Raw genomic sequence first — 13,009 nt, 5'->3', positions numbered from 1 at the left:
AATCGATCCTTTAAATAGTGCGAAGTTGCGTGAGGTCTATCACCGAATTATGCCCCTCATTGAGCAGTGGTGACGTCGCTACTCTACTTGTCTTGTGAATAATTCACAGCCTGTGGATGAAGTTGTGGATAAGAATCTTTAAATCACATATTTGTAGTTACAAAAGTGTCAGCGCGTAGTTCCGCCAAAGAATCGACGTTCACGCTAACGAAAAGAAATTCATGTGATTTTCATTTGTGGAAAAGTTATCCCCAAGGTATTCCACAGTTGTGGATACGGGGACTTCGTCACAGACGGCGCTATCACATTGACTGATAAAACCTGAACTTCTAACCTGGATATCTGTCTGTGCCCACGCAAAAGGGCGCGCAAGAGGTTCCTGCGCACAACGAGTGCGGTGGAACCTGAACCAATACAACCGACAAGTTGAGTGCCAGCGGTGCTGGTGCTCGCCGCCAAGGAGAACAGCTGTGACCACCAAGCGGACTTTCCAGCCCAATAACCGCCGTCGTGCCAAGACGCACGGTTTCCGTCTGCGCATGAGCACCCGCGCCGGCCGCGCCATTCTGGCATCGCGTCGCCGCAAGGGTCGCGCAAAGCTGTCTGCCTGAGACTGCACTGGTGTTGCCTCGCGCACACCGGATGGTCGATCCAGGCGATTTCCGCTCAACCTTTCGACAGGGTAAACGGGCCGGAGATCGAGTCCTGATTGTCCACGCTCGAACCGACGAGGGTCAGTTGAACTCCCTCGTCGGTTTCGTCGTACCCAAAAAGGAAATCAAACTGGCCACGGGACGCAACCGTGTGAAACGACAGCTCCGGCACCTCATGCGCGATCGGCTCGACACTCTGCCCGACGGTTCACGCATCGTCGTTCGAGCAAGCTCCCAGGCCCTCGGCTGTACATCAGACGAGCTCGCTACACACTTAGACTCGGCTCTTCACCGCGCCTGGAAGAAGTGGGACGCTCGATGAGTGCGCGGCCTCGTGAACTAGTAAGGCGAATCTTCACCTACCCGATTCGTTTCTACCAGCGGTATATTTCGCTCAGAATCGCACCACGATGCCGATATGCACCCACCTGCTCGGCATATGCGCTCCAAGCCATCGAAATCCACGGAGTTGTCAAAGGCATCATCCTTGGCACCTGGCGACTCCTTCGATGCAACCCTTGGAGCCACGGCGGAGTCGACTACGTCCCCGAAGTTGGACGCTGGAAACCAGAGCCATGGGTACCACCAGAAGATTGGGCCGGTAACGCAACCGACATCGTGCAACCCGCCCCCATGGGTATGAGCGACGAATACGCTTCGTTCACTACCCCCCAGAATTTCCCGGCATCCGCCGGACGACCGAAGGACGCTTTCAGCGTCCGCACTTCTTGAAGGAGCGCGCATGTTTGACAAGATCCTTCACCCCTTCGCCATAGCGGTGGCGTGGGTATGGGTGAAGATCCACGATTTCCTTGAGCTGATCGGATTCTCATCCGGTTCGGGTGCAGCCTGGGTGATTTCAATCGTCCTGCTGACCCTGATCGTTCGTATCCTGATCGTGCCGCTGTTCCTCAAGCAGATTAAGAGCTCGCGCGCCATGCAGGCTGTCCAGCCTGAAATGCAGCGCATCCAAGCCAAGTACAAGGGCAAGACCGACCAGCTGTCACGTCAGAAGCAGGCCGAAGAAACCCAGGCTCTCTACAAGAAGTACAAGGTCAGCCCCTTTGCTTCCTGTCTGCCACTGCTGGTCCAGATGCCGATCCTGTTCGCCATGTACCGCGCCATCTACGCGGTCAAGGACCTAGCAGCCGGCACCTACAAGTACGCCAACATCGAAACCGACCACCTCGGTCCGATCACCCAGGCAGTTGCATCCGACATCAACGGCTCGACCGTTTTCGGTGTCCCGCTGTCGCACACCATTACTTCCGGTGATGGCACTGTTGCCGTCGCCGTCTTCGTCATCGCGATCATCGTGATGGTTGGCCTGCAGTTCTACTCCATGCGCATGTCCATGGTTCGCAACATGCCGCCGGCAATGGATCCGAACAACCCGATGGTTCAGTCGCAGAAGTCCATGCTCTACGTCATGCCACTGATGTTCGTGTTCTCTGGCGCCTTCTTCCAAATGGGCGTTCTGGTCTACATGCTGACCGGTTCCTTCTGGGCACTCGGTCAGTCCTTCTGGACGATCAAGGTCATGCCGACCCCCGGCTCACCGGCCTACAAGGAGCTCGTCGCACACCGCGAAGCACGCTACGCCGAATGGGCAAAGCCCTTCTTCGCTTCCTACGACGAAGCACGCTCTGCCCTGCCCGCAACCGCTGACAACGCCGAGGTTATCGCTCTGAATGAGAAGACCTTCGCTGAAGCAGCCTCGAAGGCCAAGGCTCAGAAGGTCGCCACCGACTTCCCCGAAACCATGAGCGCCGGCGAAAAGGTCTCTGTCCTGCGCAACCTGTCCATGCAGGAATGGACCACGCTCCCCGACGAAATGTGGATGCGTAGTGTCAAGGATGCAGCCTCTAAGGCCAATGAACGTCGCGCCCAGCAGGAAAAGCGCGAGCAGGCTAAGAAGATGTCCCGCGAACAGCGCAAGGCACAGTCTGAACGCAATCGTGCTCGCGAAGAGCGCAAAGCCGCTGTCTCCGACACTTCCGGCCTGTCAGCCGATGAGCTCGAGCGCCGTCGTCAAGAGCGTCGCAAGGCCCGCCGCCAGTCCAATAAGAAGAAGAGCTAAGGGATACGAGGCCTGGCCCGTTTACAGATACCCAGTTTTGTCCGGGTGGCCGACCTCGTGAATAGCGCATTGCACTCAAGCTGAAAAATTAAGGGAGAACCACATGAGTGAGAAGACCAAGTCCACGATTGAGCGCCTCGAAGAAGAGGGCGAACTCGCAGCCGACTACCTGGAAGAGCTGCTGGATATCGCTGACCTTGATGGCGACATTGAGATCGATGTTGAGAATGATCGCGCAAGCGTCGAGATCATCTCCGAAGAGTCCGCTACACTCGAACGCCTAGTTGGTGAAGACGGCGAGGTCCTCGACGCACTTCAGGAACTGACCCGTCTGGCAGTTCAGACCGAAACCGGTGAACGTTCGCGCCTGATGCTCGACATTGCTGGCTTCCGCGCCGACCGCAAGGCCGAACTGCAGGATATCGCGATGGAAGCAATCGCACGTCTGCGCGCCACCGGCGTCGCTCAGAAGCTTGATCCGATGAACCCCTTCGAGCGCAAGGTCTGCCACGACGTTGTCGCCACCGAGGGCCTGCGTTCCGAGTCCGAGGGTTCCGAACCCCACCGTTGTGTTGTCATCCTTCCCGCCGATGAATCCGACGAGATTGAAGAGAGCGACGCCGAGTGAGCGAACTCGACATTTCAGCTGATCAGGGCGAGTTTCATGACCCGCTGAAGCGCAAGGTTGGCGATCCGTTTATCCCGGAACAGCCCACCGATGAGGTACGCGAATTCTTCGGACCGGCTTTTTCTGACGTCGAAGAATACGTCCACATGCTCGAAGAAGAAGGCGAAATTCGAGGACTTGTCGGTCCGCGTGAGATGCCTCGACTCTGGTCGCGCCACGCTGTCAATGCAGCAGCTGTTCTCGACTTCCTTCCCCGCTCGGGGCAGATTCTCGACATCGGTTCGGGCGCGGGACTTCCCGGTATCATCATCGCGATCTGCCGTCCTGAATTGGATGTCCACCTTGCTGAACCCATGCAACGTCGTTGCGAGTGGTTGAGCGATGTCGTTGACCACCTAGCATTGGACAATGTCACTCTGCACCAGGTGCGTGCCGAAGAACTGCGTGGCAAAGGCCAGGCTGACGTGATCACCGCACGCGCGGTCGCCAATATGTCGAAACTGATCCGCATGACAACGAAGCTCATTGCTCCGGGTGGATCACTGGTCGCTTTGAAGGGGCGCCGTGCACCCATCGAAATTGATGAGGCAGCCAAGGAATTGAAGAGCCATCATCTGCGCGCTCAAATCCACGAGGTTCCTTCCATCATGGAAGAAGAATCTACATACGTGGTTGTCTGCAAGCGTCAGAAGTAGGCTCTGGGTGTGCCACCGTCGTTAACGCTGTGAGGCTTTGGCTCTCGACACATGGGCTGTGGCGCCTAGCGTCTGTCGTTCAATTTACCTATGGTCGCCCGTAGACTTTCATAGGGTGTTCGCCTAGAACTCGTTCTAGGGCACGCATCCGTTGATAGCAGTTTCAAGAGAGGATCTCAGATGAGTTCAGGTAAGCGGAGTGATACTCCCCTGCTTTCTCAGATCGAACAGAATATGCACGATCGTAAGATCCTGGATGCTGCTACCTTCGGTCGCCCCTCGAAGACTCGCGTCATCGCTGTCGCTAATCAAAAGGGTGGCGTTGGAAAGACAACATCTGCCGTTAACATTGCTGCCAGTCTTGCATTGGGTGGCCTGTCGGTTGTCGTCATCGATGCCGATGCTCAGGGCAATGCATCAAGTGCGCTCGGCATTGAACACCCCGCAGGAACACCGTCTACGTACGACGTTCTGATTGGTGGCACTCCCCTGGCCGAGGTCCTTCAGCCATGCCCTGATATTGAAGGGCTTTTAGTGTGCCCGGCGACGATTGATTTGTCAGGTGCAGAGATCGAACTGGTTGATTTACCGTCCCGCGAATTTCGCCTAGCCGACGCGGTTAAGCATTTCCTTGCAACGTCGCGCGATGTTGATGTCGTCTTGATCGACTGTCCCCCGTCGCTCGGTCTTGTCACCCTGAATGTCATGGTTGCCGCCCACGAGGTCATGATTCCGATTCAGACCGAGTATTACGCTCTTGAAGGACTCTCACAACTCTGGACCACCATCGACCGCATTGCCTCTGACCTGAATCCGAAGCTCCACGTTTCCACGATGCTTCTGACAATGATGGATAAGCGAACGCGACTCAGCGAAGAGGTTGAAGCTGAGGTTCGTACCCACTTCCCCGCTTTGACGTTGCAGACGGTTATCCCCCGCTCCGTTCGTATTTCCGAGGCTCCTTCATACGGTCAGACTGTCGTTACCTACGACCCGCGTAACACCGGTGCACTTGCGTATCGCAAGGCCGCTTTGGAGCTCAGTTTGCGTCTTGCTCAGCAGAGCTAACCGGGGGTTTTTGGGGTAGTTTTTTGTTTACCTGCCCCATTTCGACGTGGTCAAATAGCCTTTGACCTGCGATAATAATAGTTGTTCTATGTGTGCCGGATGTTGGCCTTAGAGGTTGTTTCACGCGAAACAATCACGTTGCAATGTGCATCGTTGTGCACTTCTGGATGCCTCTGCTTCCAATGTTTCACGTGAAACATTGACGATGATTACCTGTTCTCTGCGTGTACGAAGAACGCTATTCATAGCTAACAAATACTCACTGAAGCTTTCCACAACTCCGTGCTGCGAGATATGCGCATCGATGTTTCACGTGAAACAATGAAACATAAACTCGTCACGGAGGTTAATGATGGCAGATAAGAAGTCGACCACAGGTGGCCGTCACTCAGCATTGGGTAAAGGGCTCGGTGCTTTGATTCCAAATCAAATTGATACTCAATCGACCGAGTCGTCATCCCCCAGTGTTCCATCAAATCCTCTCGATGTGTTCTTCCCCGCCCGTCCGGCTGGTCAAGCTCCTTCAGCGTCACGTAAACGCGGAGGTTCAGCAGCGTCTCTTCTGAATCCGAAGACAACAAAGTCCGCTTCAAAGACGACGAAAAAAGTGTCTTCACGGATTAAAAAGGTCGAGGCGTCCACGTCTGTTTCGCCAGCAGAAAGCCTTGAGGAAAACGTAAAAACGCGTTCGAGTGCCACGAAAGCGCGTTCAACTCAGTCGAAATCGGAGCCGCGTAGACTGTCCCCCATTGCCGATGCTTTCGATAAACACAGTGCTCAGGAATCGAATCAGCAGCTGGATCAGCATGATTTGTCGTCTGATGAAGCGAATGTTTCACGTGAAACATTGGATAACCTCGTTCCGGTTCCAGGTGCAACATTCGCCGAAATTCCGCACGATCTAATCGTTCCGAATACCAGGCAACCTCGTGAAGTTTTCGATGAAGATGATCTTGCCGAACTTCGCGACTCGATTCGTGAGGTCGGTGTTCTTCAGCCGATCGTTGTGCGTCCGATTAACTTTGACGCTCCGATGACTGAGCGAATGCAGGAGTTTCTTGCAGAGAAGCCGAATGCTCGTTTCGAACTCATCATGGGTGAAAGGCGTCTTCGTGCGTCCGAGCTAGCTGGTCTTGAGGCAGTTCCGGCAATTATTCGCCAGACGGAAGACTCCGATCTTCTGCGCGATGCGCTCTTGGAAAACCTTCATCGTGCGCAGTTGAACCCGCTGGAAGAAGCATCTGCATACCAGCAGCTGATGGCCGACTTCGGCACAACTCAGGAAGAGCTTTCGAAGAGAATCGCACGGTCTCGCCCGCAAATTGCGAACACAATGCGACTGTTGAAACTACCCCCATCGGTTCAAAGCAAGGTTGCCGCGCAGACTATTTCTGCTGGTCATGCGCGTGCATTGCTCGCATTGAATAGCCCTGAAGAGATGGAATCTCTTGCTCAACGTATTATTGCTGAGGGCCTTTCGGTGCGCACAACTGAAGAATTGATTCGCTTGGGACGGGTAAAAGCTCAGACGGGTCCTACACGCAGGCGCGAAAAGATTGTGTCTGCTCTTGGGCAGGCGGTGATTAGCTCTTTGTCAGATGTCTATGAGACTCGGGTAACGATCACGGAAGGCGCTCGTAAAGGCAAGATCGTGATTGAGTTTGCTGGAGAAGAAGATCTCCAACGTATCGCGGACCTGATCGCGGAACAGAAGCGGTAACGTTTCTGGCGTTGTCCTGCTTGGAATACGCCCTCTTCGGGTCGTCGTTGCCTGGATCGGTAGTGCACACCATTCCGTAAAGTATGCATAATCGCCTCCTCTCAAACCCTGTAATGAGCCGTGCTTTCGGTTCAATTGCGCGGTTTCTGACGGGTGTTCACTATGTGGCGTGTCTTTCGACACGAAAGTGGTTAATCGGAAGTCAATCGGAAACAATAGAGACACCATCACGAGCACTAGGGGGTCGCATGTCGCAACAGCAGACACCACATGTCGCCCTATTTGACGTTGGTGGAGTACTGGTTGAATCTCATCCCGAGCCTCAGCGTGTGGCCGAGATCCTCGGACAGACCGACGATGCTTTCGTTTCCCTTGTTGACCAAGCAATGTGGGCACACCGTGCCAGCTATGACGAGGGGTGTTCGGATCGTGAATTCTGGGATCGCGTAGCAGGCGACTGCGGTGCACCACGGATCACCGATGATCAGATTGCTCAGTTGGTTGCGTACGATTCGATTCGAATGCACGACGCCGTCGAACCGGCCGTTCAGATTATTCGTGAACTGGAAGAAAACGGCATCGTCCTAGGCATTCTTTCAAACGCGCCTTTCGCTATTGCTGAAGAAATCCGCGTCACTGCATGGGCACAGCACTTTGATGACTTCGTATTCTCTTGCGAGGTTGGTTCCGCGAAGCCTCATCGCTCGATCTACCGTGAAGCTATCGAACGTTTTGACGTGGACGCTGAAGATGCTGTTTTCATCGACGACCGCAAGAAGAACGTTCGTGCCGCGGAGCTTCTGGGAATGAAGGGCCTGCTCTGGGAAAATGCATCCCAGGCGCGTGCGGATCTTCATGCTCTGGGGATGCTGAAGTAATCTTCAATTTGTTGCGAAATTCCAATGCTTAGCGTCGGTTGAATCGAACTTTTCCCAATTCTTCACGAGCATTTCTGTTGATGAGCACGTCATTGTTTCACGTGAAACATCATCACATACTCCAGTGACCGGACCGCACATTGCGATGCGCAATCCGGCCACTGTTTTAAGTGAAACCCTATTCGGTCTGGCCGGCCTCGTCGTCATAGGAAGCGGAAGGGTCGACCTTGTCTTCGATGATCCGAACATGACGGCCAGTGGCAACGAACTCAACGATGCGCGTGCACAGTTCAGCGAAGGAACCGTCAGCGTTGGCGGCCTGGGGGAGTAGCGACGTATCCGTCATACCCGGCGTGACATTAGCATCGATGAACCAGCAGGTGCCTTCATCATCGACAACGAAGTCGATACGTGACAGGTCGCGTAGACCGAGGATCGTGTGTGCCTCGACGGCTGCTTGGCGTAGAACATCGAGCTGTTCCTCGGTGAAGCGGGCGGGCACAAAGTACTCGGTTTCGTCCGTTGTGTAACGCGCTGCGTAGTCGTAGCGACCACCATCGGTCGAAATCTCAACCGGAGGGAGAGCCACCGGACCGTTTTCCAGATCGACAACGGAAACTGCGATGTCACGGCCCTTGATGAGTTCCTCGACCATGATGTGCTCACCGTAGGCGAAGGCATCGACCATCGCGCTACGGAGTTCTCCAGGGTCATGAACTGCGGAGAGGCCAAGAGCAGAACCGCCGTCGGTCGGCTTGATGATGACGGGGAACTGAGTCTGTGACTCGATAGCATCGAGAACCTGGGAGGCGCCGATTTGGCGGAAGAGGATCTGGGGAAGTGAAACCCAGCCGGGTGTTACCAAGCCAGCCGAACCGAGCAAGGACTTAGCTGTCGGCTTATTCGACGCGAGCATCGCCTGCACGGATGAGGAGCCGACGAAGGGGATGCCGATTGCCTCGAGCAAAGTCTGTAAAGAACCGTCTTCGCCGATGGAGCCGTGGACGACGGGCCAGATGACGTCGGGTGCGAACTCGTCAATGACGCTGGTCAGCTGGTGATCAACGTCGGCAACGTGCACGGTATAGCCGGCCTGGGTGAGGATGTTTGCGACTCGGCGTCCAGAGCGAACCGAGACGTCGCGCTCATGTGTGAGGCCGCCAGCAATGATGAGGACCTTTAATGCCACGGGATTACTCCTTAGTAATAGTGGTATGCCGATGTGTGGATGCGCGACGATGCGCCGAAGTATTTATGCAGGTCAGAGTGCATTTGGTGCGGGTGCTACGCCCGGGCCAACGTCATCGATGTTCCGACGGTGGAAGCCGGCACCGAACATGTCGACCAGTTCCTTCTCTGCGTTCACGACGGTGGCAAGTCGCCTGACGCCCTCGCGAATACGCTCGGGAGTCGGGTAGCAGAAGGAGAGGCGCATGTGGTCGGCGCCTTCGCCGTTGTAGTAGAACGCGGTGCCGGACACGTAGGCAACCTGGGCGCGAACTGCGCGAGGGAGCATGGACTTAGCGTCGAGACCCTCGGGGAGTGTGACCCATGTGTAGAAGCCGCCGTCGGGATGGGTCCACTCGCAGTCTGGCATGAATTCCTCGAGGGCGTCCATCATGGCCTGGCAACGTTCGGCGTACATGGCGCGGAACGTCTTGACCTGCGAATACCAGTCATAGCTGGACAGGTAGTCGGCGATAGCCATCTGGCCGATCATCGAGGGGGAGAGGATTGCGGATTCGGATGCGAGAACCAGCTTGTCGCGGATGGCGTGTGGCGCGTAGGCCCACCCGATGCGGAAGCCCGGGGCGAACATCTTCGAGAAGGAGCCGAGGTAGACGACGCCTTCGGGGGAGAAGCTCTTCAGTGCCGGCATGGGGTCGGAGTGGAAGCCGAGCAGACCGTAGGGGTTGTCTTCCATGATGAGGACGCCTTCGCGCATGCAGATTTCGGTGATCTGCGGGCGACGTTCCAGCGACAGGGTGACACCCATCGGGTTGTGGAAGTTCGGGATGGTGTAGAGCATCTTGATGGTGCGACCCGATGCGCGGACCTCGCGGATGACGCGTTCTAGTTCGGCCGGGATGATGCCCTTGTCGTCCATGGGGACGTGCGCGATATCGGCCTGACGGGCACGGAACACGCCAAGTGCACCAACGTACGATGGTGCTTCACACAGAATGACGTCGCCCGGATCGATGAAGAGTTCAGTCATCAGGTCGAGAGCCTGTTGCGACCCGGTGGTGATGACAACGTCGTCGGGATCAGCGCCGACGATTCCGTCGTAGCTCATGACTTCGGTGATGCGCTCGCGCAGAACTTCCCAGCCTTGACCCGAGCCGTACTGCATAGCCTGGGCACCGTGCGCTGAGATCAGGCGCTTCGCTGATTCAGCGAGCTGGTCGAGGGGGAGGTCCTTCAGGTTCGGCATGCCACCGGCAAGGGAGACAACTTCGGGTCGTGAGACGACGGAGAACAGTGCGCGAATCTCGGAAGCTCGCAGGTTGTGAGCTCGCTCTGCGTAGGCGTTAAACCACGGGTCGAGTCGGTTTCCCTGCTGATTGCTGTCCGGATTCTGCGCTTGCGTGCTCACTGGACCTTCCTTCTCTTGGTTTGGTTGCTCATCGCGTGGATGCGGTGAGCCAGCGTTGTATGGTCGTGACCGAGGCAACACTGGTTCTTAGTCTGCCACTATTGAGTGCCACATAGTGAATAGGGCGGGCGGTTATGGACAAACGGGGGAGTGAAGCGTCGCTTAGAAGCTAAGCGCCACGAGTACCAAGGGTAATCATCAAGGATGAGGGGTACGAGGCCGCGTCCACCAATGAGGCGCACAGCTTCAGCAGGCGCGGGCAGCCTCGTTCTTCTTTTCTGCTGAAGGTGAGCACGACGAAGCGGATTTCATAACGAAATGATTCCGACGAAGAACAACACGACAAGTGGATGACAGAACGCAAACGTTTGCGCTAGGATCATTTCATCCAGCGTTAAACGTGGGCATCGTCGCCCATACATACGCTCTTAACCCCTCAACCTCTTTACCAAGGTGGTTCCATGAGCATCGCAGTCATCGGTTCGAACAACACTGATCTGATCACGTACATCACCCGCATGCCCGTCGAAGGCGAAACCATCGAAGCCCTCGACTTCGAGATCGGGTTCGGCGGAAAAGGATCAAACCAAGCAATCGCAGCCGCAAAACTCGGCACCAAAGTCACGATGGTGACCTGCGTTGGTGACGATGCGTTCGGTGAGACCTACCTGCAGAACTACCGAAACAACGACATCGACACCTCGTTTGTGAAGCAGGTTCACGGAACATCCGGCGTTGCCCCGATCTTCGTTGACCAGGAATCACATAACTCCATCATCATCGTCAAGGGTGCGAACAAAGGTCTGACCCCGGAGGACCTTGAAGAGGCCGCCGACGCGATCAGTGAATGCTCACTGATTGTTCTTCAGCTGGAAATCGCGTTCGAAACCGTGAAGGCTGCAATCGCTCTGGGTAACCGTCTTGGTATTCCGGTTCTTCTTAACCCCGCGCCCGCAACGAAGGAACTCGACTTGGCGCTCGCGGCGAAGTGCCAGTACGTCATGCCCAACGAGACAGAGCTCGAGCTACTGACCGGACTGCCGACGTCCACCGACGATGAGGTTCGTGTTGCAGCGCAAGTCCTTTTGGATGCCGGATGCACAAACGTCATCGTCACGCTCGGGTCTCGAGGAGTCTGGTGGCTCTCCGCTGACGGGGGAGACGTTCGCTTGGAGCAATTCCCGGCGAAGGCGATTGACACAACCGGCGCGGGCGATGCCTTCATTGGGTGTTTCTCGCACTGTTTGTCTGAGGGGCTCAACGAAGCCGAAGCTCTGGAACTGGCAAACGCATACGCGGCACTGTCGGTGACGGGTCGCGGTACTCAGAAATCCTACCGTGATGCGCAAGAGTTCTCTGCCTGGCTTTCCGAGGTCGGATCTAACCTAGCAACATCGCGGGTATTTGGGCTTTGATAACGATTGCACAACATCATGCGAAGAAGGTTGCTTCGTGTGTGCTGTGCAATATACCATCGAGCATGTTCGTACGAACGATCAGATGGATAGCTGTCTATTTGGTCGATCATTCGCGCATGACATACCGCTAATGATGGCGGTGTGATGCAACGAAATGATCCACGCACCTCGTGTGCAACGATCCTCATCAATGTGGATGTGAATCTCAAGGAGTCAACATGAAGTCTCGTATTGTAGCCGCTAGTGCAATCGTTCTCACTTCAGCACTTGCACTTGCAGCGTGCTCCGGTGGTGCGGGTGATACTGCAGCCTCCGGCGCAGCAAGCGGATCGGGTGACGGCGACTACACGATCGCCATCGTTCCTAAGGACGCCACCAACCCGTGGTTCGTCCGTATGGAGACCGGCGTTCAGAAGTACGCAGCCGACACAGGCATGAACGTGTTCCAGAAGGGCCCATCGGAAACTGACGCCACGATGCAGGCGCAGGTCATCCAGGACCTCATTGCGCAGGGCGTTGACGCAATCGGCGTCGTTCCGGTTGATCCGGGCGCAATTGAGCCCGCCCTCAAGGAAGCAAGGGATGCAGGCATCGTTGTTGTGACACACGAAGGTGCGTCGCAGGAAAACACGATGTACGACATCGAAGCCTTCAACAACGCCAAGTACGGCGCATTCATCATGGACAACCTTGCACAAGCCATGGGTGAAGAAGGCACCTACACCACGATGGTCGGCCACGTGACGAACGCTTCCCACAACGAATGGGCTGACGGTGCAGTTGCACGTCAGAAGGAGGCCTACCCGAACATGACCCTGCTCGAGGCAGAACCTCGTGTTGAGTCTCAAGACAACGGCGAAACCGCCTACCAGGTCGCCAAGGAAGTTCTCAAGAAGTACCCCGAGATTAAGGGCATCCTGGGCACCTCCTCGTTCGACGCTCCCGGCGTTGCACGTGCAATTGACGAACTTGGCCTGAAGGACAAGGTCTTCACCGCAGGTACCGGCATGCCGGCAGCCAACAAGGAAATCCTCGATAAGGGCCTCGTTGCAGCACTGACCCTGTGGGATCCGGCAGATGCTGGCTACGCAATGGCAGCACTCGCCACCAAGATCCTGAACGGTGACAAGATCACTGACGGTGTCAATCTGGGCGTCAAGGGCTATGAAGAGATGCACTTCTCCGAGGGTTCCGACAAGGTTCTGGAAGGCAACGGCTGGATCCAGATCACCAAGGACAATGTCGATAGCTTCGGCTTCTGATAGCTCCTCAG

Annotated in this window: 13 protein-coding genes; 11 read left to right on the top strand and 2 right to left on the bottom strand. The window is 55.8% G+C overall.

The genetic code is table 11. The annotated features are described in order from the left end of the window. The first annotated feature begins 470 nt into the window (after positions 1 to 470). The 9 genes from rpmH (at position 471) to G5S47_RS08395 (ending at position 7,722) form a co-directional block, all read left to right on the top strand. A complete protein-coding gene (gene rpmH, locus G5S47_RS08435; protein WP_101628105.1) occupies positions 471 to 611 on the top strand; it encodes a 50S ribosomal protein L34 in 141 nt (46 codons plus the stop codon). 31 nt (positions 612 to 642) lie between these two features. Beyond that, entirely contained in the window at positions 643 to 975 is a 333-nt protein-coding gene (gene rnpA / locus G5S47_RS08430; protein ID WP_218840465.1) for a ribonuclease P protein component, read from the top strand. Next, positions 972 to 1,385 carry a membrane protein insertion efficiency factor YidD gene (gene yidD / locus G5S47_RS08425; protein WP_103632872.1) on the top strand — a complete coding sequence of 138 codons (414 nt, stop codon included), beginning with the start codon at positions 972 to 974 and terminating at the stop codon, positions 1,383 to 1,385. The genes rnpA and yidD overlap by 4 nt, the downstream gene beginning before the upstream one ends. A 10-nt stretch (positions 1,386 to 1,395) precedes the next feature. Further along, positions 1,396 to 2,733, top strand: a complete 1,338-nt coding sequence (gene yidC, locus G5S47_RS08420) for a membrane protein insertase YidC (protein ID WP_219585564.1) — start codon at positions 1,396 to 1,398, stop codon at positions 2,731 to 2,733. 103 nt (positions 2,734 to 2,836) lie between these two features. After that, a complete protein-coding gene (locus G5S47_RS08415) occupies positions 2,837 to 3,361 on the top strand; it encodes a Jag family protein (RefSeq protein ID WP_006680589.1) in 525 nt (174 codons plus the stop codon). Next, positions 3,358 to 4,056 (top strand): 16S rRNA (guanine(527)-N(7))-methyltransferase RsmG, encoded by a 699-nt coding sequence (rsmG, locus tag G5S47_RS08410; protein ID WP_219585563.1) that lies wholly within the window; start codon positions 3,358 to 3,360, stop codon positions 4,054 to 4,056. Before G5S47_RS08415 ends, rsmG begins: the two co-directional genes overlap by 4 nt. A 180-nt stretch (positions 4,057 to 4,236) precedes the next feature. Then, positions 4,237 to 5,124, top strand: coding sequence for a ParA family protein (locus tag G5S47_RS08405; protein WP_006680587.1), 888 nt, complete (start codon positions 4,237 to 4,239; stop codon positions 5,122 to 5,124). A gap of 352 nt (positions 5,125 to 5,476) precedes the next feature. Next, positions 5,477 to 6,844 (top strand): ParB/RepB/Spo0J family partition protein, encoded by a 1,368-nt coding sequence (locus G5S47_RS08400; protein WP_219585562.1) that lies wholly within the window; start codon positions 5,477 to 5,479, stop codon positions 6,842 to 6,844. 248 nt (positions 6,845 to 7,092) lie between these two features. Continuing rightward, positions 7,093 to 7,722, top strand: a complete 630-nt coding sequence (locus tag G5S47_RS08395) for an HAD family hydrolase (protein WP_006680585.1) — start codon at positions 7,093 to 7,095, stop codon at positions 7,720 to 7,722. A 178-nt stretch (positions 7,723 to 7,900) separates the two neighbouring features. Here G5S47_RS08395 and G5S47_RS08390 read toward each other — a convergent pair whose 3' ends face one another. Together G5S47_RS08390 and G5S47_RS08385 are read right to left on the bottom strand one after the other, a co-directional pair. Next, the gene (locus G5S47_RS08390) at positions 7,901 to 8,911 is read right to left on the bottom strand and encodes a D-alanine--D-alanine ligase family protein (RefSeq protein WP_103632875.1); all 1,011 of its coding nucleotides are present in this window, start codon (positions 8,909 to 8,911) and stop codon (positions 7,901 to 7,903) included. Between the two features lie 72 nt (positions 8,912 to 8,983). Further along, positions 8,984 to 10,318: an aminotransferase-like domain-containing protein gene (locus tag G5S47_RS08385; protein WP_006680583.1), complete on the bottom strand. Its 1,335-nt coding sequence runs from the start codon at positions 10,316 to 10,318 to the stop codon at positions 8,984 to 8,986. A gap of 461 nt (positions 10,319 to 10,779) precedes the next feature. On the opposite strand from G5S47_RS08385, the gene rbsK reads away from it, so the two are divergent. Both rbsK and G5S47_RS08375 read left to right on the top strand, forming a co-directional pair. Next, positions 10,780 to 11,733, top strand: a complete 954-nt coding sequence (rbsK, locus tag G5S47_RS08380; RefSeq protein WP_006680582.1) for a ribokinase — start codon at positions 10,780 to 10,782, stop codon at positions 11,731 to 11,733. 221 nt (positions 11,734 to 11,954) lie between these two features. Then, positions 11,955 to 12,998 carry an autoinducer 2 ABC transporter substrate-binding protein gene (locus G5S47_RS08375; protein ID WP_103632878.1) on the top strand — a complete coding sequence of 348 codons (1,044 nt, stop codon included), beginning with the start codon at positions 11,955 to 11,957 and terminating at the stop codon, positions 12,996 to 12,998. Positions 12,999 to 13,009: the final 11 nt, after the last annotated feature.

Source organism: Schaalia turicensis (assembly GCF_019380255.1).
GTDB lineage: Bacteria > Actinomycetota > Actinomycetes > Actinomycetales > Actinomycetaceae > Pauljensenia > Pauljensenia turicensis_A.
Note: the sequence above shows the minus strand (reverse complement) of the source record. Positions and strands in the feature narration are given on the sequence as shown.